This is a genomic window from Streptomyces sp. NPDC053474 (genome assembly GCF_044544845.1).
GTDB lineage: Bacteria > Actinomycetota > Actinomycetes > Streptomycetales > Streptomycetaceae > Streptomyces.
The window spans coordinates 54,194-78,049 of record NZ_JBITXV010000022.1 but is presented as its reverse complement, the minus strand read 5'-3'; the positions used below and the strand labels follow the sequence as shown (position 1 = coordinate 78,049).

The following is a 23,856-nucleotide window of genomic DNA, read 5'->3' as shown; positions in this document are numbered from 1 at the left end:
CCGACCCACCGGACAGGCCCTAGCACAGGGTGCGGGCCCGGGCGAGGACCTCGGCCGGGGCCTTGGCCACCGAGCCGGTGTCGAAGGGCGGTTGCGGGTCGTACTCGGTGTAGAGCTGGATCGCCTGCGCGGTCACCTCGTCGGTGAGCAGGGCAGCCAGCTGGACGGCCATGTCGATGCCGGAGGAGACCCCGGCCGAGGTGATCACCCGGTCGTGCCGGACCACCCGCTCGGGGGTGTACGTGGCGCCGTACGACTCCAGTTGGGCGGCCGCGTCCCAGTGGGTGGTGGCGGTCAGGCCGTCCAGCAGGCCCGCCGCGCCGAGCACCAGGGAGCCGGTGCAGACCGAGGTGGTGAAGCGGGTGCCCGTGTGGATCCGGCGCACCCAGTCGAGGAAGTCGGGGCTCCGCGCCATGGTCCCGGCGCTGCCTCCGCCCGGGATCAGCAGGACGTCGCAGTGTTCCGCCTCGGAGTACCGGGTCGCGACGTGCACCGGCAGGGAGCCCAGGGTGTCCTGCACCGGGCCGGGTTCGGCGGTGACGAACCGCACGGTGGCGTCGGGCACGTACGCGAGGATCTCGTACGGACCGATCGCGTCGAGCGGCTCGAAGTCGTCGAAGAGCGGGATCACTATGTCCATGCCGCAGCATAACCAGCGCCCCTGCGGGCCCCGTCGGGGCCGGTCAGCGCGTCGCCCGCACCGCGTCGCCAATCAGCTCGGCGACCTGCCGGGGCGCGGACAGGGCGACGGCGTGCGAGGCGTCGGGGAGTTCGACGACGACGGCCCCGGCCCGCCGTGCGCAGAAGCGCTGCACCTCGGGGTGGATCGCCCGGTCGGCCCCCGCCACCAGGGCCCAGGACGGCTTCGTCAGCCAGGCCGCCGCGGAGGCCGTCTCGGCGAAGGCCGCGGCGGCGAGGGGGCGTTGGGCCGCCGCCAGCACCCTGGTGACCTCCACGGCCACGTCCGCGGCGAAGACGGCGGGGAAGGCCGCCTCGTCGATGGTGACTTCGACGGCGCTGTCCCCGTCGAGGAGGGGGTAGGTCCACTCCTTCAGGCTGCCCGGCAGCAGCGAGTCGGGGAAGCGCCCCTGCAACTCGCCCAGGCTCTCGTCCTCGTGCGGCACGTACGCGGCGACGTAGACGAGCCCGACGACGTTCTCCGCGGCACCGGCCACGGTGATCAGCGCGCCGCCGTAGGAGTGTCCGACCAGGACCACGGGCCCCTCGATCTGGGCGACGACGGACGCGACGTAGGAGGCGTCGGACGCGAGGCCGCGCAGGGGGTTCGGCGGGGCCAGGACCGGGATGCCGTCGCTCCGCAGTTCCGAGATGACGCCGATCCAGGTCGCCGCGTCGGCGAAGGCACCGTGCACGAGGACGACGGTGGGCAGGGGGGTGGTCATGGGCAGCTCTCTTCTCGGTGTCGGGCCACGCGCGGGGCGTCACGCCGTGGTCCACGAAGGAGGTCCGTGCAGCTGGTCGCCCACGGTAGGGCGGGTGCGGCGGCGCCGCTGGCACGGCGGCGCACCACCGCTGCCACGAGAGCGCACGCCGGGCTCAGGCCGCCTTCGGGGTGACGGCGGAGGTGGCCAGCGACTGCCATTCGCTGGGGGACATCCCGTACGCGCCCCGGAACGCCCGGCTGAAGTGCGAGGGGCTGCTGAAGCCCCAGCGGTGGGCCACCGCGGCCATGGTGAACCTCCGGTGGGACCGGCCCAACTCGATCCGGCAGGACTCCAGTCTGCGACGGCGCACCCACTGGCTCACCGTGGTGCCGTCGTTCTGGAAGAGCTTGTGCAGATAGCGGACGGAAATGTGGTGGGCGCGCGCGATCGACTCCGGGGAGAGGTCCGGGTCCGTCAGACGCTCCTCGATGAAGGCCCGGATCCGGACCAGCGTCTCGTGGCCGCCCCTCGACCCGCGCGCAGCCCCGTCGGCCGCGTCCGTCTCCAGGAGCTCCACGACCAGGACGGAGAGCAGGTGTACGGCCGTACGGGAGAGCCGGTCGCCGACGGGGGTCCGGCGCAGCTCCGCCTCGGCGGCGAGCGCCGACAGGAAGTCCGACACCAGCGCCCCGAGACCCTCGCCGCCACGCACGGGGACGCCCACCACCTGCTGGAGCTCGGCCTCCGTGACGCCCAGATAGCACGGGGGGATCCGGAAGAAGAGCATCTGGCAGTCGTCGCCGAACCGCAACAGGTGGCGCCGGGCCGGGTCGCAGAAGACCAGGTCGTTCGGCTCCAGGAGCGTCCTGGCTCCCTCACGGAGGCTGCTCACCGCTCCGCGGACGTGCATGCCGAGGTAGAGGAACGCGCCCTCCTGCTCGCCGGGCATGTCGGAGAGCGTCCGCACGAGCCACTCGGCGTCGGCGGCCGCGGGCCGCGTCGTCGCGTCGGGCACGGGGGACATCACTGGCTGCGTCATGGGAACTCCAGGCCGTACGGTTCTTCGTGGTGGGGCGGGGCGCTCGCGGAGCGCGGCGGACGGGTCAGGCCCACGGGCCCGCCTCCTCGGCCAGGAACTCCTCCACCACGGCGTTGAAGGCGGCCGGGTTCTCCAGGAAGGGGAAGTGCGAGTTCGCCACGTCGGCGGCGAAGACGTGCAGCCGCGCATAGGGAATGCGCTCGGCGACGAAGCGCTGCGAGTCGGGATGGACGTGGCTTCCCTCGCAGCCGATCACCAGGGTCGGCACGTCGATCCTGGGCAGCACGTCCCGCCAGTCCTGGGCGCAGTGGTCGAACAGCAGCGGCACCCCGGCGTACGCGGGCGTCGCGGCGATCTGCCCGGCGACGAAGGCCAGCAGCTCCGGGTCGGGCTCGCCGGAGAACATGCCGCGGACGAAGTCGGCCCGCACCTCGTCCCCTCCCGGCGCCGCGAGCGCGGCCCCCAGGTCCAGGAGTGCCGGTACGTCGAAGATGGCGCCGCAGTCGCGCTGCTCCCGCTCGGTCATCCAGGGCACGGCGGCGACGGCCGCGGGCTGGTCGACGGCGACGAAGCGCCGCGTCCGCCCGGTCCCGTACTGGTCGATGAAGCTCCACCACACCGAGACGCCCATGGACCAGCCAAGCGCGTCGAAACGCGGAAGGCGGAGGTGGTCGACGAGTTCGAGCACGTCACGGGCCAGGCGGGCGACGCGGTAGCCGTGCCGGGGCTTGCCGGAGAGGCCGTGGCCGCGTAGATCGACGGTGACGACGCGACGGCCGGGCGCAAGGTCCGCGAACTGGTGGCGGAACATCGCCTGTGTCTGGCCCCAGCCGTGCAGCATGATCAGGGGGACTCCCCCGCCGCCGCTGTCCCGGTACGCGAGCCGCGCCCCGTCCGTCGTGATCAGTTCCTTCATGGCCTCTTCCCTGGTCACAGGCGGTTTATCCGCGTGCCCGCCCCGTCCCGCACATCTTCGGACGCGGCGCTCCGCCGCCACCACCGCGTGCTGTAGGAATCCGGCGGGACGTCATCCTCGTTTTGTCGAAGCACCGCTTCCCGGCCCTGCGGAGGCCGGGAGCACGTCGGGTCACGCGGCCGCCTCGTCGCCCGTGGCGAGGAGTTCCTCGATCCGCAGCCCCAGGTGCAGGGTGAGCCGGTGGGCGCCGTCGTCCAGGTCGAGTCCGGTGATCTCCTGGATCTGGCGCAGCCGGTAGTAGAGCGACGTGCGGTGCAGGCGCAGCGCGTCCGCGGTCCGGGGAATGGACCCGGCGTGTTCGAGGAAGCTCCGCAGGGTGTCCCGCAGCCGCTCGCCGCCGTGGGCGTCGGTCAGGGTGCGCAGCGGCTTCGGCACGAGGGAGGCGTTCAGGGCGTGCTCGGGCAGCTGGAGGAGCACGGCGAACTCCCCCAGCCGGTCCCAGTCGCCCACGCCCCCCAGCGAGGGCAGCCGCCGCGCCGCGCGGGCCGCCACGAGCGACTGCTCGTACGACGTCCAGGCGTTGTGCAGGCCCGGGTGTCTGCCGCCGACGCCGATCACGGGGGCCGTGGACGGGTCGAGGAAGGTGGCGAGTTCCTCCAGGACGCGGGCGGACTGGGCGGCGATCTCCGTCGGCCGCGGCGGCCGGTCGCGCAGCTGGAGCAGGATCGCCCGCTCCTGGTCGATCGCGGTGATGCCCTGCGCCGAACGCGTCTGACGGAAGCCCTCCAACGCCCCCCACAGGGCCGCTTCGGACTGCCGTACGGGCTCCGTGCCGCGGCTCAGCCGGACGACGGTGACGAGGACGTGCTCGGCCTCCCCGAGCAGGCCGCGCTCCCTCGCGCGCCGACGGGCGGCGGTGCGCGTGGCGAGGTTGGAGTCGACCAGGTCCAGGACCAGGGTCCGCTCTTCGGTCTTCCAGGTGTCGGCGGCGAGGTGTTCCAGGTACATCTGGGCGGCCATCAGGTCGGCGGCCCAGGCGATGGCTTCGGTGTCTTGTTCGTCGAGCGCGCGGTCCGGCACGACGACCATCAGCAGGCCGAGGAGGTGTCCGCGCTCGCGCAGTGGCACGACGTAGCGCGGCAGCATGCCGAGGTCGTCGCGGCCGTCGATGAATCCGGGCCGCGACCACCGGGCGACGCCCTGGGCGAGCACGTGGCGGACGGCCGCGTTGTCGGCGCGGCCCTGCAGGAGCGTGCCGATCCGCACCGGGTCCTCGTCGCCGAAGTGGCGGCTCGTGCACACCATGCGGACCAGCGGATCGTCGACCGCGACCGACCGTCCCAGCTTCTCCGCGAGTTCGTCGACGAGTGCCTGGAGCTCGGCGCTGCCAGGACGGGCTCGCTGGGGCCCTGCGGTCATGCGCTGTTCCTCTCTCGACCATCGGTTCCCTGCGGAGGGTGGCTCCCGTTCCGCAGCTCTTGATCATTTTGAGGAAGCGCCGCCCTCGGCACATCGCACGAACCGTCCATCGATACGGCGCCGGTAGGGGATACGAAGGGGTTACTCTCCGCTGTCGCGGGTCTTCACGAGGCGGGTCAGCTCCGCGCGCGAGGTGAGGTCGAGCTTGGTGAAGGCGCGGCGCAGATGCGAACTCACCGTGTGCGGCGAGACGGAGAGCCGCTCGGCCACCTGGCGGTTCGTCAGCCCTTGGGCCACGAGCCGGGCCACGCCAAGCTCGGACGCGGTCAGCTCGGGCCACCGCGCGACGTATCCGGCCGGTGCGGGCCGACGGCGGACGCCCGCGGCGCGCAGGCGTCGGCGCACCCGGGCGACGTCCCGCTCGGCGCCCGCTCGCGCGTAGAGGCCGAGGGCCCTGTCCAGGTACGGCACCGCCTCCGGCCTGCGAGTGGCCGCCAGCTTGCGCCCGGCGTCCTCCAGGGCGGAGGCGCGGGCCAACGGCCGTGAGGTGTCCTCGTAGAGGCGGACCGCGCGCACCAGGTGGTCGAGGTCGTTGTCGAGCAGCCCGCGGGCGTGCGCGGCGGTGGCGGCGAGGAGCGTGACGCCCGGGTTGAGCGCGGCGCGGCGCTCGGCCACGCCGACCGCCCGCGAGGCCGCGTCGTGCGCACCGGCCCGCAGCGCCACGCGGACGAGACCGGGGGCGTCGGCGGGGTCGAGCGGGCTGCCCTGGGACGCCCGCTCCTCGTCGAGCGCGCTCACCACGTCGGCCAGTGCGGCAGCGTCGGCGCGGCCGTCGACGTCAGCCAGCAACGCCAGTGCCCAGGCACCGACTTGGCGGACGAGGGGCGCGCCGTCGGTGCGCATCCGCCGCGCGTCGGCCGCGTGGCGGCGTGCGGCCCGCTGGTCGTTCGTATGGACGGCGACGCGGGCCAGCGCGTACCGGAGCGTGACGTCGGCGAGGTGGTCGGGGCCGGGCTCCTCGGGCGCCGCCGCGGCGGCTGCCGCCTCGGCCCGGGCGTCCGTCAGCCGTCCGGCGTCCAGGAGGAGCCGCGTGCGGTACATCCGCCACATGCGCGTGGCGGCCGTCCGGCCCTGCTCCCGTGTCTGCCGCAGCGCGGCGTCGGCGACGGCGAGCGCCTGCTCGGAGCGGCCTGCCGCGTTCAACAGGGAGCTCTGCCACAGGCCTTCGGGGCCCCACAGGGAGTCGGCCGCGCCCACGGCAGTGGCCAGGTCCGCCAGGCGCAGGGCCTCGCTCCAGTCCATCCGGCGGAACCGGACGGCCGATGCGACGACCGTCAGCGTGGCCCGGGCGGTGCGGTCCCCGGCGGCTTCGGCGGTCTCCCGCGCCTCGGGCAGGGCCTGTTCGACCGCCTCGTCGTCGCCCGACAGCGCGAGGCCGAGGCACAGCAGCGAGAGGAGCCGGGCCCGCAGGTCCTCCGGCAGGCCGGGCAGCGCCGCTCCCGCGCGGGCCTGCCGGACCGCTTCGGAGAAGTCGTACTGGGTGGACAGACGCGCCAGGCCGAGGCGTATCCATGCTTCGTCCCGCGGCCCGAGTCCGCCGGTCGACAGGGCCGACGTCCCCAGCTGTCGTGCGCGGGCCGCCTGCCCGGTCTGCCAGAGCAGCGGGATCAGCTCGGCGATCACCCGTGGCCGTTCCGGGGCTTCCTCCGCGGTGAGTTCCAGCGCTCTGAGGGCGAGCTCGGCGGCCGGTCCGGGGGCGGTGGCCGCGAGGTCGGCCGCGGCGGTGCGCAGCCGGTCGGCGTCCGTCCGGTCGGCGTCCGTCTTATCGGCGTCCGTCCGGTTCTCGGGCTGCGCGTCGGCGGTCGGTGGCTTCGAAGGCGCGCCCGCGGCCACGCCGCTCCGCGGCAGCGTCCGCGCCGCCTTGCCGCGCAGGGAGCGCCGTACGGGAAGGGGAAGCCCGGCCGCCACCGACTCGCGGACCAGTTCGTTGCGGAACTCCAGGCGGTCGCCCCTTTCGGCGAGCCACTCGGTATCGAGGGCTTCGCGGAGCGGGGTGATCAGTGCCGCCGGTGAGCTGCCCAGCAGCTCGGCCAGCAGGCTCACGGTGACCGGGCGGTCCACGGCGGCCGCTGTCTCCACGAGTGCCCGGGCCGCGTCGGACAGCAGGCCCAGGCGGCGCCCGACCGAGGGCAGCGGCCGGGCCGGAAGGGGTGCGGTGAGCCGGGCCGTGCCGTCGTCGATGGCCACCACCTCCTCGTCCCGCAGCACGTCGAGCAGTTCCCTCAGGAGCAGCGGCACGCCCTCGGCGCGGCGGGCGACGCGCAGCACGTCCCGGTCGGGAACGGCGCCCAGGACGTCTTCCGTCATCCGTGCGACCGCCCGGTCCCCCAGCGGCCCCAGGACCACCGCGCGGGCCCCGCCCCGGTGGATCCGGTCGAGGGTGGTGCGCACGCGCGGCGGCACGCTGCCGCGGCACACGGCCACCAGCCACAGGATCGCGTCCGACGCGAACCGGGCCGCGAGGGTGTGCAGGGTGAGGAGTGTCAGTTCGTCGCACCACTGGAGGTCGTCGAGGACGATCAGCAGCGGGCCCGTGCGAGCGGCCTCCCGCAGGCGGTCCCCCAGTTCCTGGAGGAGCCAGAACCGCTGCCCCGGCACCGTGGCGAGGTCGCGGAGCCGGGCGGCGTCCGAGAGCGGCGCCGCCCCGGTGAGCAGCCCGTCGAGGAGCGGGCCGAGCGGCACGAACTGGTCCTCGGGGTCCGCTCCCCCGTGGAACACCCGCGTCCCGCGCCGCCGCGCGGAGGCCGACGCCTCCTGGAGGACCCTGGACTTGCCGCTGCCCGCGGGGCCCTCGACGAGGACGACGCCGCCTTCCCCGCGGGCCAGCGCGTCGAGCCGCGCCTCGACGAACGCCAGCTCCGCCTGTCTGCCGCGGAGCGGTGGACAGGCACCGTCGGCGTCCTCGGGAAAGGGCCATGTGGTCAATCCGGTTCACGCTCATTCCGCGGGCGGGGCCGCACGGGACGATGCTGTGATCCGCGTACGGTACGGCGGATCAGTATGAACGACCGTCGGGCCTCAGTCGAAGCGCAGGTCGGCCACTTGCTGTTCGAGGGCGGTGACGTCGTCGTCGGCCTCGGCCGCGGCCGGGCGGGCCGCCATGAGCGCGGCGAGGTCGCCGCCCGCCCTGCGGACCCGGGCGGGCAGCCCCTCGGTGTACGCGTCGCCGCCCGATCCCCAGTCCTCGGACGCCGCGTACACGGCGGTGGGGACGACGGTGGCGCGCAGATGGGCGAAGAGCGGACGCATCGCGTGGTCGAGGACCAGGGAGTGGCGGGCGGTGCCGCCCGTCGCCGCGATCAGGACCGGCTTGCCCGTGAGGGCGGCCGGGTCGATCACGTCGAAGAAGGACTTGAAGAGGCCGCTGTAGGAGGCCGTGAACACGGGCGTCACGGCGATCAGTCCGTCGGCTCCCGTGACCGCGTCGATCGCGGCGGCGAGGCGCGCCGGGGGAAAGCCCGTCACGAGGTGGTCGGCGATCGCACCGGCCAGCTCCCGCAACTCCACGACCTCGGTCGACACGTCGTGGCCCCGGGCGGTGAGCTCGTCGCGGACCGACTCGGTGAGCCGGTCCGCGAGCAGCCGGGTGGAGGAGGGCGTGCTCAGGCCCGCGGAGACGGCGACCAGCTTCACAGGGCGGTCACTCCCCGGGCGGCCTCGACCCGCGCGGCGTGCGTCGGCGCGTCCGGCACGTCGGCCGGGCGTCCGTTCGCGAACTCCTTGCGCAGGACGGGCACGACCTCCTCGCCGAGGATGTCGAGCTGTTCCAGGACGGTCTTCAGAGGCAGCCCCGCGTGGTCCATCAGGAACAGCTGGCGCTGGTAGTCGCCGACCGTCTCACGGAAGGACAGGGTGCGGTCGATGACCTGCTGGGGCGAGCCCACCGTCAGCGGGGTCTGCTCCGTGAAGTCCTCCAGGGACGGGCCGTGGCCGTACACGGGCGCGTTGTCGAAGTAGGGGCGGAACTCCTTGACGGCGTCCTGGGAGTTCTTGCGCATGAAGACCTGCCCGCCGAGGCCGACGATCGCGTCCTCGGGGCGGCCGTGCCCGTGGTGGGCGTACCGGCGTCGGTACAGCTGGACCATGCGCCGGGTGTGGTCGGCGGGCCAGAAGATGTTGTTGTGGAAGAAGCCGTCGCCGTAGAAGGCGGCCTGCTCCGCGATCTCCGGGGACCTGATGGAGCCGTGCCAGACGAACGGCGCGACGCCGTCCAGGGGCCGGGGCGTCGCGGTGAAGCCCTGCAAGGGCGTGCGGAACGTGCCCTCCCAGTCCACGACGTCCTCGCGCCACAGCCGGCGCAGCAGCGCGTAGTTCTCCTTGGCCAGGTTGATGCCCTGGCGGATGTCCTGCCCGAACCACGGGTACACCGGCCCGGTGTTGCCGCGGCCCAGCATGAGGTCGACCCGGCCGTCGGCCAGGTGCTGGAGCATCGCGTAGTCCTCCGCGATCTTCACCGGGTCGTTGGTGGTGATCAGCGTCGTGGCCGTGGACAGGATCAGCTTCTCGGTACGGGCCGCGACGTAGCCGAGCAGGGTGGTCGGGGACGACGGGACGAACGGCGGGTTGTGGTGCTCGCCGGTCGCGAAGACGTCGAGGCCGACCTCCTCGGCCTTGAGCGCGATGGCGACCATCGCCTTGATGCGCTCGTGCTCCGAGGGAGTACGGCCGTCGGTGGGGTCGGGGGTCACGTCCCCGACGGTGAAGATGCCGAACTGCATGGGGGTCTCTGCTCTCCTGAACCTGGCTGGATCGTGCGGTCGTGCACTGGGGGAAGCGGCGGAGGGCCACCGGACATTCCCGGCGGCCCTCCTGCGCGTCACTTCGCCAGGAAGGCGAGGAGCGCGGTGTTGACCTCCTCCGCGTGGGTCCACAGCAGGCCGTGCGGGGCGCCCTCGATCTCGACGTAGTCGGCGGCGGGCAGCGCCCGGTGGAAGGGGCGCGCGGTGCTCTCGGCGGGCAGGATGCGGTCGGCCGTGCCGTGCAGGATCAGGGCGGGCACGTCGACGGCCGGGAGGTCGGCGCGGAAGTCGGTGTACCAGGTCGCCGGGGCGGCGGACGCGGCGAAGGCGCCGCCGCCGGCCGCGGTGTTCCAGCTGTTGCGGACCGCTTCCTCGCTGATGCGGCTGCCCAGGTTCTCGTCGAGGTTGTAGAAGTCGTTGAAGAAGGCCGTGTAGTAGGCGTAGCGGTCGGCCTTGACGGCGGCGACCACGCCGTCGAAGAACTCCTTCGGCGCGGCCCCCTCCGGGTTGTCGTCGCTCTTCAGGAGCCAGGGCTCCAGGGAGGCCAGGAAGGCCACCTTGGCGACGCGGCCCGAGCCGTACGCGGAGACGTAGCGGGCGACCTCGCCGGTGCCCATGGAGAAGCCGACCAGGACGGCGTCCCGCAGGTCGAGGGTCTCCAGCACGGTGTTCAGATCGGCGGCGAAGGTGTCGTAGTCGTAGCCGGTCGTCGGCTGGGACGACTGGCCGAAGCCGCGGCGGTCGTATGTGATCACGCGGTATCCGGCGGCGAGCAGGGCGGCGCTCTGGCGCTCCCAGGAGTGGCCGTCGAGCGGGAAGCCGTGGATGAGGACGACGGGCTGCCCGGTCCCGTGGTCCTCGTAGTACAGGTCGATGGCGGTGGAGTTCTCCTGGCCCACGGTGATGTACGGCATGGGTGGCTTCCTCGATTCATGTCGGCTGGTCCGCGCTGTCGCGCGGCACTGAACGCCGTCACGCTATGGCCGGTGCCGGGCCGCCCGTTGTCGCCGGACGCACCGTGGCTTGCCCGTGCGCGCAGAGTTCGCCGGGGTCAGGCGTCAGCTCGGGGCGTCGGCCTGCGCCGGTACGCGCCGGGTCAGCTGGACCCGTGAGGTGACCGAGAGCTTGCGGAAGACCGAGGCCAGGTGGGTGTTGACGGTGTGCGGGGACACGACGAGGGCGGCCGCGGCCGACCGGTTGGTGTGTCCGTCGGCGATCAGACGGGCGACCTTGCGCTCCGAGGCCGTGAGCGCCTCCCAGCCCTGGCTGGGCCGCGGCCGGGCCGCGGCGCGCCTGCCGGAGCGGGTCGCGGCCCGGTCGAGATCGGCCCGCACCCGGTCGGCCTCGAAGCCCGCCCCCATCTGTACGAACTGCTCGTACGCCGTGCTCAGTGCGGGGATCGCGGCGGCGGTGCCGGTGGGCAGGAGGGCGCGCCCCAGGTCGGCGGAGGCCGCCGCGAGGTGCAGGGGGCGGGGCCCGGTCCGAAGGACGCGGACGGCCCGCTCCAGGAGCGCGGTGTCGGCGCCGACCAGGCCCGCCGTGTGGGCGGCGATGCCCTGTGCGGTGGGCACGGCGGGGTTGCGGGCGGCGTGCGTGGCCGCCTGGGCCGCCAGGTCGTCGGCCAGGGCCCTGTCCCCGGCGCGCAGGGCGATCCGCACGGCGTCGACGCAGCGCGTGCGCAGGATCCGCCACCGGACGAAGGGATGGTCGCGCTGGGCGGACCGGAGGTGTTCGGCCGCTGCCGCGTGGTGTCCCGCGGCGTCGGCGATGACGGCCTCCAGGTACTGGTGGGCCGCGTGGTTGCCCGTGTTCGGCCGCTCGGCCAGGGCGGCCCTGACCGCTTCGAGGTGGTGCCGCGCGGCGTCGCGGTCGCCGCGCAGCAGCGCGAGGCGGCCCCGGTTGACCCGGATGTTGACCAGGTTCCCGGGCACGCCGAGGTCCGCCTCGAGGCGTTCGGCGGTGACGAAGTCGGCCTCGGCGTCGTCGAGGCGGCCGAGGCCCAGGTGCAGGGTGCCCTGGGCCCACATCAGCATCGCGGGGCGCAGGGGCGCGTCGCCCGCCGTACCGAGGAGCTGCCGGGCCATGGCGAAGTCGTCCAGGTGGACCCGCGCGACGACCTCCTCGGGCAGGAAGGCCGCGTCGAAGGCGCTCAGGGCCGTGTGGTGCGCGACGGCGGCGGCGCACTCGCCCGCGTTGAGGGCGATCTCGCCGAGGCCCCACAGCGCGACGACGCGGGCCTCCCGGTCGTCCGCCCGCTCGGCCTCGGCCAGGGCCCGCTCGCCCGTGCTCCGCGCGGCGTCGAGGTCACGCCCGCGCGAGCGCGCGAGCGCCTGGCGCGCGGTGAGCCGGGCGGAGATCGCCGGGTCGGTGACGACGGCGAGGCCCGCCGTGGTGCGGCGGGTCAGCTCGTGGACGTCGTCGAGGTGCCAGAGGGTGTCGCCGAGCACGGACTGCAGCCGGGCGAAGACGTCCAGGGGCGGCCTGCGGGCCAGCAGCGCGTCGCCGGTCTCCCGGGCGCGGGTGTAGCGGCCCGCGCGGGTGAGCGCGGTGATGGCCCGCTCCCCCGCGACGAACGCCGTGGGCTCGTGCGGCGGGAGCAGTTCCAGGGCGCGCAGCGCCAGGTCGGCGGCGAGGTCCGGCATGACGGAGAGGACGTCCGTGGCGGCCCTGCCGAGCAGCCGGGCCGCCTCGTGGTCGCCGGGTTCGGCGCTCTTCAGCAGGTGCGGGACCGCGTCGACGGGGGTGCGGCCGACCGCGACGAGCCGCCGTGCCGCCTCCCGGTGCAGGGCCCGGCGGGCCGAGGGCGCGAGATCGGCGTACACGGCCTGGCGGAGCAGGTCGTGGCGGAAGACGAGGCGTTCGCCGTCGTCGTCGACGAGCCCCGCAGCGATCGCCTCGTCCAGCTCCGTGATGAGCGCGGTCGCGGGCCGCCCGCACAGGGCCGCGGCGTCGCCGAGGCGGAAGGCGCGCCCGAGGACCGACCCGACCCGCAGGAACTCCAGGGTGCCCGGGCGCAGCGCGGCCAGCCTGCCGCGGACCCCGAGCACGAGGCGCTCCGGCGGCTGCTCGGGCCCCTCCGTCCCCGACGCCGCGATGCCCGTCAGGAGTTCGGTCGCGAGGAAGGGGTTGCCGCCCGAGCCGTCGAGCAGCTCCGTGACCTTCGGCGGTACGTCGTCGCCGAGCGCGTCGCGGGCCAGCTCGGCGAGGGCCGCGTCGGTCAGGGGCCGCAGCGGGACGGTCGTCAGGCACGGCCCGTCGCGGCGCAGGTCCGGGTCCTCGCGGCCCGCGAGCAGCCACAGGACCGGGGAGGTGAACAGGCGTGCCGGCAGGACGTTGAGGGCGAACCGGCTCAGCGGGTCGGCCCACTGGACGTCGTCGATCGCGATGAGCGTGGGCGTGCCCGCCGAGCGCTCCTCGATCAGCTGGGCCAGCCGTTCGACCAGCCAGATGCGCTGGTCGTGGTGGCCCGCGAGGTGCGCGAAGTCCTCGCCGGACAGCAGCGGCGGGTCCCCGTGCAGCAGGCCCGAGGCCAGGGAGGCGAGCGGCGCCAGCTCGTGCAGCTCCTCGGCGTGGCCCTGGCTGACGACGAACCCCTGGGCCCGCGCGAGCGCGACGGTCTCCTCCAGGAGGACGGTCTTGCCGATGCCCGGCTCCCCCAGGAGCAGCGCCATCGCCCCGCCTTCGCCGTCCCGCACGGCCTCGACGAGGGTGCGCAGCCGCTCCAGCTCGGCTTCCCTGCCGCGCAGTCCGGGTCTGCTCAGGCCCGTGCTCCGGGGCTCCGCCGCGGTCATCCCTTGACCGATCCCGCGAGCAGGCCCCGGGCGACGTACCGCTGGAGGGCGAGGAACGCGAGGAGCGGAACCGACGCCGAGACGAAGGCTCCCGCCGTGAGGCGCTGCCACTCGTCGCCCCGCGTCCCGGCCAGCGTCGCGAGCCGGACCGTCACCGGCGCGGTCTCGGCCGTGCCGCCCGCCAGGGTCAGCGCCACCAGGAGGTCGTTCCACACCCAGATGAACTGGATGATCGCGTAGGTGAGCAGGGCGGGCCGGGCCAGCGGCAGGACGACGCGGAGCAGCAGCGTCGCGTGCGAGGCGCCGTCGACCCGCGCGGCCTCGATCAGCTCGCGCGGCAGCCCGGCCAGGGCGTTGTGCAGGAGGAACACCGCGAAGGGCAGGGCGAAGGCGGTGTGGGCGAACCAGACGTGGCTGAATCGGGCCGGTCCCGTGGCGTCCCAGGCGGGCAGGAACAGCCACCCCTGGGAGAACAGCTTCAGGAGGGGGACGAGGGCCATCTGGAGCGGTACGACCTGGAGCGCGAAGACGCCGACGACGAGCGCGTCCCGCCCCCTGAAGTCGATCCACGCGAGCGCGTACGCGGCGAAGAAGGCCAGGACCAGGGGGAAGAGGACCGAGGGCAGAGTGATGACGAAGGAGTTGACGAGGTGGTCGGCGAGCCGTCCCGAGGCATTGCCGCTGCCGAGCAGCACGTCGCCGTAGTTGTCGAGGGTGACGTGCGGCGCGCCGAAGAGGGTCCACCAGCCCGTCGTCTTGATCTCGTCCTCGGGGCGCAGGGAGGACAGCAACAGGCCGAGGGTGGGTGTCGTCCACAGCACCGCGATCAGCAGGGCGGCCAGCGAGAAGGCGCGGGAGGAGAGCCGCTCCCGTACGCCGTTCACCGCGCGCTCCGCTGGGCCCGCACCTTGTAGGCGACGACCGGGGTGACCAGGGCGAAGAGGAGCACGGCGAGGGCGGCGCCGCGGCCTGTCTGGCCGTAGCGGAAGGACTGGGCGTACATCTCGTGGGCGATGACACCGGTGTCGAACTGGCCGCCGGTCATGGTTCTGACGATGTCGAAGGCCTTGAAGGTGCCGATCACCTCGGCGAGGGCGACGACGAGCAGCGTGGGTCTGATCAGCGGCACGGTGACGCGCCAGAAGATCTGCCGGGGCGACGCGCCGTCGAGGCGAGCGGCTTCGACGACGTCGTCGGGGACCGCCCTGATCGCGCCCGCGAGCAGCACGGCCGCGAAGCCGGTCTGGGCCCACACCATGGCCACGACGAGGAACAGCACGTTCCAGGGGGAGTCCACGAGCCACTGCCGCGGCTCGCCGCCGAACGCCACGACGAGCTGGTTGAGCAGCCCGATCTGGTCCGCCTCGGCGGGCCGGTAGGCGTAGACGAACTTCCAGATGAGGCCCGCGCCGACGAACGAGAGCGCCATCGGCAGCAAGACGAGGGCCAGGGCGAGCGCCCGGTACCGCGACCGCGCGACGGCCGCCGCGTACAGCAGGCCGGCCGCGGTCACCAGGAGGGGCACGAGCACCACCCAGGTCAGGGTGGTGCGCAGCACGGTCAGCGCGCCGGGGTCGGTGACCAGCCACACGTAGTTGTCGAGTCCGACCCACCGCTCCCCCGCGCCGTCCTTGAACGAGAGCAGCAGGGTGCGCAGGCCGGGTACGAGGAGGCCGACGGTGAGCAACAGCAGGGCGGGGGCCAGCAGCAGGAAGGCCGCGCCCCGCCTCCGTACGGGCCCCTGGTGCAGGAGCACCAGGACGAGGACGACCACCGCGGCGAACGTGGCGAGGCCTTGGAGGAGGTACAGGAGCTTGGGTTGCTGGGCGAGGGGGTCGAACGTCATCAGGGGCTCGGCCAGGACCGTTCGATGGCGTCGGCGACAGGCTCGGTGTCCTTGCCGCCGATCCAGTCGACGGCCTCCTTCCAGAACGTGCCCGCGCCCACCGAGGCGGGCATCAGGTCCGAACCGTCGAACCGGAACTGCGTCCTGGGGTTCTGGAGCAGCTGGATCGAGAGCTTGTCGACCGGGGTGGCGGCGTTGGCGAGGTCCACGCCCTTGTTGGCCGACACGAACGGGCCCTTCTTCATCCGCGCGTTGGCGAAGTCCGCCGTCGCCAGGTACTCCTGGAAGGCCCGCACCTCGGGCCGGTCGGAGAACGCCGCGGCGAACATGCCGCCGCCGAGGACCGGTCGGCTCGCCCGGTCCCGGCCCGGCAGGAGGAAGGCGAACACGTCCTTGTCCGGGCCGATCTCGGTGCCCTCCGGCCAGTGTTCGGCGTAGAACGAGGCCTGGCGGTGCATCGCGCAGTCGCCGGAGACGATCGGGGTGCCGCCCTCCTGGTAGGCGATCGAGGCCATCGAGCGGGCCGGGCCGTAGCCGCCGTTGGCGTACCGGTCGTTCTTGAGGACGGAGCCCACGGTGTCCATGGCCCTGATCACGCGGGGGTCGTTGAACGGGATCTCGTGGCTGACCCAGCGATCGAAGACGTCGGGCCCGCTCTGGCGCAACAGGACGTCCTCGATCCAGTCCGTCAGGGGCCAGCCGGTCGACTCGCCGGACTCGACGCCCGCGCACCAGGGCTTGACGCCCGTCGCCGCGACCTTCTCGGTCACGTCCATGAGCTCTTTCCAGGTGCGCGGCACGCTCAGCCCGCGGTCCCGGAAGAACGTCGGCGAGTACCAGACGTACGACTTCACGTTGGCGACCAACGGCGTGCCGTAGAGGGTGCCGTTCACGGTCGCGTAGCTGTTCCAGTCCTTCGACCAGCCCTGCTGCGCCAAGGACGCGACCTCGGGGCTCGCGGGCTTGAGGTCCCCGGCGCGGGCGAAGCGCTCCAGCAGGCCGGGCTGCGGGAAGAACGCCACGTCGGGGGCGTTGCCGCCGTCGACCCTGACCTGGATCTGGGCCTCGAACTCGCCGTCGCCCTCGAACTGGACGTCGATGCCGGTGCAGGCCGCGAAGTCCGCCCAGGCCGCTTCGAACAGGTCCGCTTCCCGGTCCTGGTTGGACGCGTAGACGGACACCTCGGTGCCGGGATGGGTGCCGTATCGCGCGTAGGACGCACAGTCCCCGGCTCCACGAGGCCGGGAGCCGCCGTCCGGGGCACCGCAGGCGGTGACCGTGGCTACGAGGACGATGACGGCGAGCGCGAACCTCGCGCCGAACCTCATGGGTGTGCTTCCTCCGATCACACCCCCGAGCGATCCTGGGGGCGAGGAGAAGTTACCAGCGCACGGACGCCATCGACCAATCGTTCGACCCGGGCCCGCGTGCAGGCACCGCCCCCCCACGGGCGTGGGGTCCGGGTGCGGTGGGCGCGTTCAGAGGGTGCGGCGCACGCCAGCGTGGCGTTCGAGGTTGCGGAGCTGGACGGTGAGGTCGCCCGTCACGGCGGTGTGGGCGGGCCCGCTGCGGCCAATGGGCAGGACCTCCTCGCCGCGCATGTCCTCCAGCATCAGGGCGAAGGCCGCGTACATCGCGACGAGCGCCACCAGGAGGCCGAGGGCGCCGGAGGTGCGGGTGAGCCACTCGACGCCGGTCAGGCCCGACAGGCCGGTGGCCGCCCAGCGGGGCAGGGACGCCACCAGGACCAGCCACATCGCGCGCTTGGGCGGCGTCACGGCCGTCATCAGCGCCCCGAAGCAGAGGAACGCCAGGTTGAACACGCCGAGGACCCGCGGGCCCTCGGCCGCGCCGCTGGCCATGACCAGGGCGTACGCCAGCCAGCTGCCCGCGAACGTGCCCATCAGGGTCGCCGCGATCACGTCACGGGCGCCGAAGGACAGCACGCTCACCAGGAACTGCAGCGCGAAGGCGGGCAGGACGCACAGGGCGACGGCGCCGCGGGCCGCGGAGTCGAAGACGCCGAGCTGGAGGCACCCCGTCATCGCCGAGGCGATCGCCACCGTGAAGAAGCCCAGCGGCATGGGTGAGGCGATGGGGCGCAGATTGATCCGGGTCATCGGCCGGAGGTCCGGCTCGAAGTGGCGTCCCCGCGGAGCGTCCGGCGGGCCGTCCGGCCCGTCGTCGGTCCCGTCGACAGGGACGGAGGAAGCGGTACTCATCGTGGAGATCTCCCGTTCAGTGGTCGAAGCAGGGGTCGAGGAACGACGCCGGAGTGTCGGACGTGGAGCCGCGGGCCACCCGCCACCGGCGGTGCTCCTCGGACTCGGCCGCGGCCTCGGCGACGAGCGCCGCCTGCCGGGCACCGGCCTGGTAGCCCCCGAAGCGGGCCACGGGGCTCCACTCGGGGCTGACCGGCGGGACGGCCTCGTCGAGTCCCTCGTACTCCGCGGTCGCGTAGACGACGCGGCCGCCGACGACGGTGAGCACGGCCTCGATGTCGGGGATGGCGGCGTCGGGCACGGTGAGGTAGTCGTCGGACAGGATCGCCAGGTCGCCGTAGTAGCCCTCCCGCAGGATGCCCTTGACGTCCTGCTCACCGGTGAGGCGCGCGCCGCCGCGGGTGTAGAGGCCGAGCGCGGTCTCCCTGTCGACCAGGTTCCCGGCCGGGTAGAGCGCGGTGCCGCCGACGGTGCGCCCGGTGACCAGCCAGTGGAGCGCCACCCACGGGTTGTAGGAGGAGACGCGGGTGGCGTCGGTGCCCGCGGCGACGGTCAGGCCCCGGTCGAGCATGGCCCGGACGGGCGGGGTGTGGGCGGCGGCCTCGGCGCCGTAGCGTTCGCGGAAGGCGGTGCCCTGGAAGGACATGCGGTTCTGCACGGACAGGGCGCCGCCGAGGGCCGCGATCCGGTCCAGGCTGTCGGCCGAGACGGTCTCCGCGTGGTCGAAGAGCCAGCGGTTGTCGCCGGGGAAGAGGCCCTCGGCGGCGAGCTTCTCGAAGACCGCGAGGTCGCGGCGGATCGTCTCGTCGTACGTGGCGTGCAGCCTGAAGCCCCAGCCGTTCTCCATCAGGAGCCGGACGGCGTGCTCGAACTCGGCCTCGTAGCCCTCGGCGAGCGCGGGACGGGGTTCGGAGAAGTTCTCGAAGTCGGCGGCGGCCCAGGTCAGGTTCTCGCCCGCGCCGTTGAGGCGCAGCCACTCGTCCCCGTCCCCGGGCCTCACCGTCTCGATCCAGCGCTTGAGGTCGGCGAGTTCCTGACCGGCCGTCTGCGGGAACAGGTGGTAGGCGATCCGCAGGGACAGCTCACCCGAAGCGGCGAGGTCGGTGACCGTGGCGTAGTTGTCGGGGAAGTTCTGGAAGCCGCCCGCGGCGTCGACCGCGGAGGTGAGTCCGAAGCGGTTCAGCTCGCGCAGGAAGTGCCGCGTCGAGGTCGTCCGGTCGGCCTCGTCGAGGGCGGGCGCCTTGGCCAGGGTCGAGTAGAGGATGAGGGCGCTCGGCGCGGCGAGGAGGACGCCGTTGGGCTCGCCGTCACGGCCCCTGACGATCTGTCCGCCCCGCGGGTCGGGGGTCGCGCGGGTGAATCCGGCGGCCTGTACGGCGGCCCGGTTCAGCAGGGCCGACTGGTAGAGGTGCAGGACGAACACCGGGGTGTCGGGGGCGGCGGCGTTCAGCTCGGCCACGGTCGGCATCCTTCGCTCGGCGAACTGCTCGGCGGTCCAGCCGCCGACGACCCGGATCCACTGCCCCTTGGGGGTGCGGCCGGCCTGCTCGCGCAGCATGGCCAGGGCGTGGCGGAGGCTGCGCACGCCGTCCCAGCGCAGCTCCAGGACGTAGTTCAGGCCGCCCCTGATGACGTGCAGGTGCGAGTCGTTCAGGCCGGGGATCACCCGGCGGCCGAGGGCGTCGACGACCGTGGTGCCCGGCCCGACGAGGTGGGCGAGGTCGTGGTCGTCGCCGAGGGCCGCGATCCGTCCGTCGCGGATCGCGACGGTGCGGGCCTCGGGGCGCCCGGGGTCGCCGGTGTACACCCTCGCGTTGCGTACGAGGAGGTCGGCCCGCGCGTGTTCCTGGCGCGGGGCGGCGGGTTCGGGGGTCGGCGGGTTCGGCATCGGGGGTTCTCCTTTGCGGATGTGCGGGGTGGGGCGCGGGCGCGCGGCGCGTCCCCGGGGGTGGGCGGGGCGTCTCAGAGGCCGTACGCCTCAAGGAGCCGCAGCCAGACCTCGCTCACGGTCGGGAAGGCGGGGACGGCGTGGCGCAGCCGTTCCAGAGGGACTTCGCCGGCGACGGCGACGGCGGCGGTGTGGATGAGTTCGGTCGCCAGCGGCCCTGTGAGGGTGCAGCCGACGACGACTCCCCGGCTCTCGTCGACGACGAGCTTGGCGCGGCCGCGGTAGTCGTCGGCGTACAGTGCGGCGCCCGCGACGTCGTCGACGCGGTACTCCACCGCGCGGACCGCCAGGCCCGCGGCGCGCGCCGCGCGTTCCGTGAGGCCGACGCTCGCGACCTCGGGGCGGGTGAAGAGGGCCTGCGGGACGGCGGTGTGGCCGGCCCGCGCGTCCCAGGCCTGCCAGCCGCCGGTGTCGGCGGGGCGGCCCGCGGCCCGTTCGGCGATCGCCGCGGCGCAGACGCGGGCCTGGTACTTGGCCATGTGGGTCAGCGGCGCGCGGTGGTTGACGTCGCCGACTGCGTAGAGCCAGTCGCCGTCGACGGCGGTGACCCGGCAGGTGTCGTCGACCGGGAGCCAGTCACCGGCCGTGAGGCCGACGGTGTGCAGGCCGAGGTCCTCGGTGCGCGGGCGGCGGCCGACGGCGACGAGGACCTCGTCGCAGCCGAGGGCGGCGCCGTCGGCGGTCTCGACCGTCACGGCGCGGGTGGCCGCGTCGCGGGTGACCCGGGTGGCTGCGGCCTCGAAGCGCAGCGTCACGCCCAGCGCCGTCAGGCCCCGGGCGACCTCTTCGCCCGCGCAGGGCTCCCAGTCGCTCAGCAGGGACCGGCCGCGGACGAGCAGGGTCACGGCGGAGCCGAGGGAGCGCCAGGCGGTGGCCAGTTCGCAGGCCACCACTCCGCCGCCGATGACGACGAGCCGCTCGGGCGGCGCATCGGACGTCGTGGCCTGCCGGTTGGTCCACACGCCGATCCGGTCGAGGCCTTCGACCGGCGGCAGCGCGGGGTCCGTGCCGGGGCTGAGCACGACCGCGCGCCGGGCCCGCAGGGTGCGGACCGTGCCGTCGGCCCCGGTCACCTCCACCCGGCGCTCCCCGGCGAGCCGCCCGTGCCCGCGGACGAGGGAAATGCCCGCGCCGGTCAGCCAGTCGGCCTGGCCCGAGTCGTCGCCGCGGGCGGTGAAACGGTCCCGGCGGGCCAGGACGCGCCCCACGTCGAGCGCCCCGGTGACCGACTGCCGGGCCCCGTCGACCGACCGCGCGGCCTCCCGGGCGGCGCCGGGCCGCAGCAGGGCCTTGCTCGGCACGCACGCGCGGTAGGAGCACTCGCCGCCGACCGCCCCGCCCTCGACGACGGCGGTGGTCAGTCCCGCCCGGACGGCCCGGTCGGCGACGACCTCGCCGCCGGGGCCGCCGCCGACCACGACGACGTCGTACGCGTTCTCCATCAGCCGCGCACCAGCGGCGTGTCGACGAGGTGTTCGGCCAGGAACCACACCTGGGCCTCGCCGGTGCGGATGACACCGGAGACGAGCAGGTCGGCGCCGCCCTCGTCGCCCTCGGCGGAGAGCCGCGCGGCGGCGTCCCGCGCGTCGATGAGGATCCGCTCGTGCGCGTCGAGGAGCCGCGACAGCATGACGGGGACCTTCTCCACGCCGTCCGGCGGCCGGGGGATCGTGGTCAGCTCCGCGACGTGGCGCGGGTCCCCGACCGCGACGCCGCCGAGGCTCTGGACCCGCTCGGCCAGCTCGTCCACGAGGGCCAGTTGGGCCTCGGCGTGCCGGTCGAGCATGAGGTGCAGCGCGTAGAAGGTCGCGCCGCGCATCAGCCAGTGGTGCTTCTTGTAGAGGGAGTACAGGATCTGTGTGTCGGCCAGTACGCGGTTCAGGCGCTGGCAGGCGTATCCGCGGGTGTCGTGGCCGAGGCCGATCGGCAGCTGCTTGAGCGTGCCGAAGGCCTGGGTCTCGGCGCCCTTCTGGTGCAGCAGCGGCTGTCCGCCGCCATGTGGGGGCGCGGTGGTCACGGTGTCCATCGAGTGCTCCTGGTCGGGAAGAAGGAGTCGGGAGGAAGGAGGGAGGGCCCGGCCGTCCGGTCGGGGGTCGCGGAGCGGCCGGGCCCGGTCTGTGGGGCGGGAATCAGCCCTCGGCGCGGGCGGCGGGCACCGGCGTCGCCGGGGCCGGGCGGTGCAGGACGAGCCGGGTGAGCAGCCCGCTGCCGAGACCGGCCACGAGCGCGACGGCCGCCCACCACAGCGGGTACGGCGTGAGGCCGACGGCCGCGTCGAGGGAGTAGGCGCCGGGCCCGGTGGCGGCGAGGGCGGTGGCGGTGCCGATGAGGACGAGCGGGTACTCGTATCCGTCGTTCTGCACCCAGAGGCCGTTGTGCCACTTCACGGTGAGGGCGACCGTCATGACCCCGATGGCCCCGGTCGCGGCGAGCGGGGTCAGCAGGCCCGCGGCGAGCAGCAGTCCCGATCCGATCTGGCCGCCGCCCGCCGCGAGGGCGGTGAGGACACCGCCGCGGAAGCCGTCGGCACGGAACTCCTCGGTGCCGCCCTCAAGACCCTTGCCGCCGAGGTGGGAGCTGATCTTCTGCACCCCGTGGCCCGCGACGAGCAGGCCCGCGAGCAAGCGAAGCAGCAGGATGCCGGTGTCCAAGGAAGTCAGCCCGCCGCGTGCGCGCCGAGGATGCTCTGCGCGTACACCACGCCCAGGCCGTACGCGCCCGCGTGGGCCTTGACGATGTCCATGACCGCGCCGTAGGTCTCCTGGCGCGCCCAGTCGCGCTGGAGCTCCAGGAGGACCTGGACCCAGGTGACCGGGACGGCTCCGGCCGCCACCATCCGCTGGAGCGCGTGCTCGTGGGCGGCCGGGCTGACGCCACCGGAGGCGTCGGAGACGACGTACACCTCGTAGCCCTGCTCCAGGGCGGAGAGCGCGGGCAGCACCAGGCAGACCTCGGTCCACAGGCCGGACAGGACGATCTTCTTGCGTCCGGTCGCCTTGACCGCGGCCACGAGCGCCTCGTCCTCCCAGGCGTTCATGGAGGTGCGGTCGACGACGTCGTGCCCGGGGAACACCTCGGCGAGCTGCGGCAGCAGGGGCCCGGAGAAGGACTCGGCGGCGACCGTGGTCAGGACGACCGGCACGTCGAACGCCCGGGCCGCCTTGGCCAGGCCCACCGTGCTGTTGATGATCGAGGAGCGGTCGCCGCTCCCGGTGCCGAAGAACATCTGCGGCTGGTGGTCCACGAAGAGCATGACCGCGTTGTCAGGCGTGAGGAGGTCCGAGCCCGGGGCGGCCTGCACCTTGGTGACGTCGAACATGAGGGGTCCTTTCACAGGCGGTTCGGTAGCGCGCCGACCGCGTCCGCGGCTCGGCACACCAGGAAGCTACGACCGGCCGTGAGGCCCGGCTTTTCGTCCCGCGCCCAGGAGTTGGCACGGCAGCGCACAACCCGCGCCGCCCGGGGCGTAGCAGGTCAGGGCGGTGGATCGACCGCCCGTGCGATGCTGTGGCCATGAACCTGGAGGACCTGGTGCGGCTGCGCCGCGCCAAGGACGTGATGGACCGCGACTACGCGCGGCCGCTGGACGTCCCGGCGCTCGCGAAGGTCGCCCTCATGTCGTCCGGCCACTTCTCGCGCAGCTTCCGCGCCGCCTACGGGGAGACGCCGTACAACTACCTGATGACCCGCCGCGTCGAGCGGGCGAAGGCGCTGCTGCGGCGCGGCGACATGAGCGTGACCGAGGTGTGCTTCGCGGTCGGCTGTACGTCGCTCGGGTCGTTCAGCTCGCGCTTCACCGAGCTGGTCGGCGAGTCCCCGAGCGCGTACCGGGCCCGGGACCACGGGGCGGGCGCCGGGATCCCGGCCTGCGTCGCCAAGATCCACACGCGGCCCGTGAAGAACGGGGAACCGGCCCTGGCACCGGAGGGCCCCGGGAAGCGGACCGGCGACCGGGCAGCGGGCGCGAACGGCTCGTCGGGGGCCGCCGGGAAACCGGTCACGATCGGAGAAGCGGATGCGGCCGACGCCTCGTAGCGTCGAGGCATGGACATCAAGCTCGCACAGTGCTTCATCGCCGTCGACGACCACGACCAGGCGCTCGCCTTCTACCGCGACGTCCTCGGTCTGGAGGTCCGCAACGACGTCGCCTTCGAGGGAATGCGCTGGGTGACCGTCGGGTCACCCGCGCAGGACGTGGAGATCGTCCTGGAGCCGCCGCTCGCCGACCCCAACGCCGCTGTGGCCGACCGGCAGGCGATGGCGGAGCTGCTCGCCAAGGGCCTGCTGCGCGGCGTGATCTTCACGACGGACGACGTCGACGCGGCCTTCGAACGCGTGCGGGCCGCGGGCGCCGACGTGCTCCAGGAGCCCATGGACCAGCCCTACGGCGTGCGCGACTGCGCCTTCCGCGACCCGGCGGGCAACATGGTCCGCTTCAACCAGCCCCGCAAGCAGTAGGACCACCTCGAAGCCCCCTGCGGTAGGGTCCCG

At 73.8% G+C, this 23,856-nt stretch carries 21 protein-coding genes; 2 read left to right on the top strand and 19 right to left on the bottom strand.

The window, feature by feature from the left end; translation table 11 throughout:
• Positions 1–19: 19 nt before the first annotated feature.
• The 19 genes from ACIG3E_RS36870 to ACIG3E_RS36780 all read right to left on the bottom strand — a co-directional run bounded on the left by ACIG3E_RS36870 (position 20) and on the right by ACIG3E_RS36780 (position 22,684).
• Entirely contained in the window at positions 20–640 is a 621-nt protein-coding gene (locus tag ACIG3E_RS36870; protein WP_399624702.1) for a DJ-1/PfpI family protein, read from the bottom strand.
• Between the two features lie 43 nt (positions 641–683).
• Positions 684–1,403: an alpha/beta fold hydrolase gene (locus ACIG3E_RS36865; protein ID WP_399624700.1), complete on the bottom strand. Its 720-nt coding sequence runs from the start codon at positions 1,401–1,403 to the stop codon at positions 684–686.
• Between the two features lie 154 nt (positions 1,404–1,557).
• Complete coding sequence (locus ACIG3E_RS36860) at positions 1,558–2,424, bottom strand: helix-turn-helix domain-containing protein (protein ID WP_399624699.1); 867 nt, start codon at positions 2,422–2,424, stop codon at positions 1,558–1,560.
• Between the two features lie 64 nt (positions 2,425–2,488).
• Positions 2,489–3,340: an alpha/beta fold hydrolase gene (locus ACIG3E_RS36855; RefSeq protein WP_399624697.1), complete on the bottom strand. Its 852-nt coding sequence runs from the start codon at positions 3,338–3,340 to the stop codon at positions 2,489–2,491.
• Between the two features lie 171 nt (positions 3,341–3,511).
• Complete coding sequence (locus ACIG3E_RS36850; protein WP_399624695.1) at positions 3,512–4,759, bottom strand: PucR family transcriptional regulator; 1,248 nt, start codon at positions 4,757–4,759, stop codon at positions 3,512–3,514.
• Positions 4,760–4,900: 141 nt separating this feature from the next.
• Positions 4,901–7,744, bottom strand: a complete 2,844-nt coding sequence (locus ACIG3E_RS36845; RefSeq protein WP_399624693.1) for an AAA family ATPase — start codon at positions 7,742–7,744, stop codon at positions 4,901–4,903.
• Positions 7,745–7,837: 93 nt separating this feature from the next.
• Positions 7,838–8,452 carry an FMN reductase gene (locus tag ACIG3E_RS36840; protein ID WP_399624691.1) on the bottom strand — a complete coding sequence of 205 codons (615 nt, stop codon included), beginning with the start codon at positions 8,450–8,452 and terminating at the stop codon, positions 7,838–7,840.
• Positions 8,449–9,537 carry an LLM class flavin-dependent oxidoreductase gene (locus ACIG3E_RS36835; protein WP_399624690.1) on the bottom strand — a complete coding sequence of 363 codons (1,089 nt, stop codon included), beginning with the start codon at positions 9,535–9,537 and terminating at the stop codon, positions 8,449–8,451. Before ACIG3E_RS36835 ends, ACIG3E_RS36840 begins: the two co-directional genes overlap by 4 nt.
• 98 nt (positions 9,538–9,635) lie before the next feature.
• Positions 9,636–10,472, bottom strand: a complete 837-nt coding sequence (locus tag ACIG3E_RS36830; RefSeq protein WP_399624687.1) for an alpha/beta fold hydrolase — start codon at positions 10,470–10,472, stop codon at positions 9,636–9,638.
• Between the two features lie 144 nt (positions 10,473–10,616).
• The gene (locus ACIG3E_RS36825) at positions 10,617–13,349 is read right to left on the bottom strand and encodes an ATP-binding protein (protein WP_399624685.1); all 2,733 of its coding nucleotides are present in this window, start codon (positions 13,347–13,349) and stop codon (positions 10,617–10,619) included.
• Positions 13,346–14,233: a carbohydrate ABC transporter permease gene (locus ACIG3E_RS36820; protein WP_399624683.1), complete on the bottom strand. Its 888-nt coding sequence runs from the start codon at positions 14,231–14,233 to the stop codon at positions 13,346–13,348. The genes ACIG3E_RS36825 and ACIG3E_RS36820 overlap by 4 nt, the downstream gene beginning before the upstream one ends.
• Positions 14,230–15,195: a carbohydrate ABC transporter permease gene (locus ACIG3E_RS36815; RefSeq protein WP_399624681.1), complete on the bottom strand. Its 966-nt coding sequence runs from the start codon at positions 15,193–15,195 to the stop codon at positions 14,230–14,232. Before ACIG3E_RS36815 ends, ACIG3E_RS36820 begins: the two co-directional genes overlap by 4 nt.
• Complete coding sequence (locus ACIG3E_RS36810; protein WP_399624679.1) at positions 15,195–16,523, bottom strand: ABC transporter substrate-binding protein; 1,329 nt, start codon at positions 16,521–16,523, stop codon at positions 15,195–15,197. The genes ACIG3E_RS36815 and ACIG3E_RS36810 overlap by 1 nt, the downstream gene beginning before the upstream one ends.
• Positions 16,524–16,673: 150 nt before the next feature.
• Positions 16,674–17,417: an acetate uptake transporter family protein gene (locus ACIG3E_RS36805; protein WP_399624677.1), complete on the bottom strand. Its 744-nt coding sequence runs from the start codon at positions 17,415–17,417 to the stop codon at positions 16,674–16,676.
• 16 nt (positions 17,418–17,433) lie between these two features.
• Positions 17,434–19,305 carry an amidohydrolase gene (locus ACIG3E_RS36800; RefSeq protein WP_399624674.1) on the bottom strand — a complete coding sequence of 624 codons (1,872 nt, stop codon included), beginning with the start codon at positions 19,303–19,305 and terminating at the stop codon, positions 17,434–17,436.
• A 74-nt stretch (positions 19,306–19,379) separates the two neighbouring features.
• A complete protein-coding gene (locus tag ACIG3E_RS36795) occupies positions 19,380–20,807 on the bottom strand; it encodes a dihydrolipoyl dehydrogenase family protein (RefSeq protein WP_399624671.1) in 1,428 nt (475 codons plus the stop codon).
• A complete protein-coding gene (locus ACIG3E_RS36790) occupies positions 20,807–21,391 on the bottom strand; it encodes a Dps family protein (RefSeq protein WP_399624668.1) in 585 nt (194 codons plus the stop codon). The genes ACIG3E_RS36795 and ACIG3E_RS36790 overlap by 1 nt, the downstream gene beginning before the upstream one ends.
• Before the next feature lie 103 nt (positions 21,392–21,494).
• Complete coding sequence (locus ACIG3E_RS36785; RefSeq protein WP_399624665.1) at positions 21,495–22,016, bottom strand: DoxX family protein; 522 nt, start codon at positions 22,014–22,016, stop codon at positions 21,495–21,497.
• A gap of 5 nt (positions 22,017–22,021) precedes the next feature.
• A complete protein-coding gene (locus tag ACIG3E_RS36780; RefSeq protein WP_399624663.1) occupies positions 22,022–22,684 on the bottom strand; it encodes a hydrolase in 663 nt (220 codons plus the stop codon).
• Between the two features lie 194 nt (positions 22,685–22,878).
• Between ACIG3E_RS36780 and ACIG3E_RS36775 the strand changes: the two genes are divergently transcribed.
• On the top strand, positions 22,879–23,400 hold the full coding sequence (locus tag ACIG3E_RS36775; RefSeq protein WP_399624661.1) for a helix-turn-helix transcriptional regulator: 522 nt from the start codon (positions 22,879–22,881) through the stop codon (positions 23,398–23,400).
• A 9-nt stretch (positions 23,401–23,409) separates the two neighbouring features.
• Positions 23,410–23,823 (top strand): VOC family protein, encoded by a 414-nt coding sequence (locus ACIG3E_RS36770; protein WP_399624659.1) that lies wholly within the window; start codon positions 23,410–23,412, stop codon positions 23,821–23,823.
• The last annotated feature ends 33 nt before the right edge of the window (positions 23,824–23,856 follow it).

Coding starts and splice junctions, on each gene's coding strand:
- ACIG3E_RS36870 (WP_399624702.1), bottom strand. CDS start 640: ATGGACATAGTGATCCCGCTCTTCGACGACTTCGAGCCGCTCGACGCG.
- ACIG3E_RS36865 (WP_399624700.1), bottom strand. CDS start 1,403: ATGACCACCCCCCTGCCCACCGTCGTCCTCGTGCACGGTGCCTTCGCC.
- ACIG3E_RS36860 (WP_399624699.1), bottom strand. CDS start 2,424: ATGACGCAGCCAGTGATGTCCCCCGTGCCCGACGCGACGACGCGGCCC.
- ACIG3E_RS36855 (WP_399624697.1), bottom strand. CDS start 3,340: ATGAAGGAACTGATCACGACGGACGGGGCGCGGCTCGCGTACCGGGAC.
- ACIG3E_RS36850 (WP_399624695.1), bottom strand. CDS start 4,759: ATGACCGCAGGGCCCCAGCGAGCCCGTCCTGGCAGCGCCGAGCTCCAG.
- ACIG3E_RS36835 (WP_399624690.1), bottom strand. CDS start 9,537: ATGCAGTTCGGCATCTTCACCGTCGGGGACGTGACCCCCGACCCCACC.
- ACIG3E_RS36830 (WP_399624687.1), bottom strand. CDS start 10,472: ATGCCGTACATCACCGTGGGCCAGGAGAACTCCACCGCCATCGACCTG.
- ACIG3E_RS36825 (WP_399624685.1), bottom strand. CDS start 13,349: ATGACCGCGGCGGAGCCCCGGAGCACGGGCCTGAGCAGACCCGGACTG.
- ACIG3E_RS36815 (WP_399624681.1), bottom strand. CDS start 15,195: ATGACGTTCGACCCCCTCGCCCAGCAACCCAAGCTCCTGTACCTCCTC.
- ACIG3E_RS36810 (WP_399624679.1), bottom strand. CDS start 16,523: ATGAGGTTCGGCGCGAGGTTCGCGCTCGCCGTCATCGTCCTCGTAGCC.
- ACIG3E_RS36805 (WP_399624677.1), bottom strand. CDS start 17,417: ATGAGTACCGCTTCCTCCGTCCCTGTCGACGGGACCGACGACGGGCCG.
- ACIG3E_RS36800 (WP_399624674.1), bottom strand. CDS start 19,305: ATGCCGAACCCGCCGACCCCCGAACCCGCCGCCCCGCGCCAGGAACAC.
- ACIG3E_RS36795 (WP_399624671.1), bottom strand. CDS start 20,807: ATGGAGAACGCGTACGACGTCGTCGTGGTCGGCGGCGGCCCCGGCGGC.
- ACIG3E_RS36790 (WP_399624668.1), bottom strand. CDS start 21,391: ATGGACACCGTGACCACCGCGCCCCCACATGGCGGCGGACAGCCGCTG.
- ACIG3E_RS36780 (WP_399624663.1), bottom strand. CDS start 22,684: ATGTTCGACGTCACCAAGGTGCAGGCCGCCCCGGGCTCGGACCTCCTC.
- ACIG3E_RS36775 (WP_399624661.1), top strand. CDS start 22,879: ATGAACCTGGAGGACCTGGTGCGGCTGCGCCGCGCCAAGGACGTGATG.
- ACIG3E_RS36770 (WP_399624659.1), top strand. CDS start 23,410: ATGGACATCAAGCTCGCACAGTGCTTCATCGCCGTCGACGACCACGAC.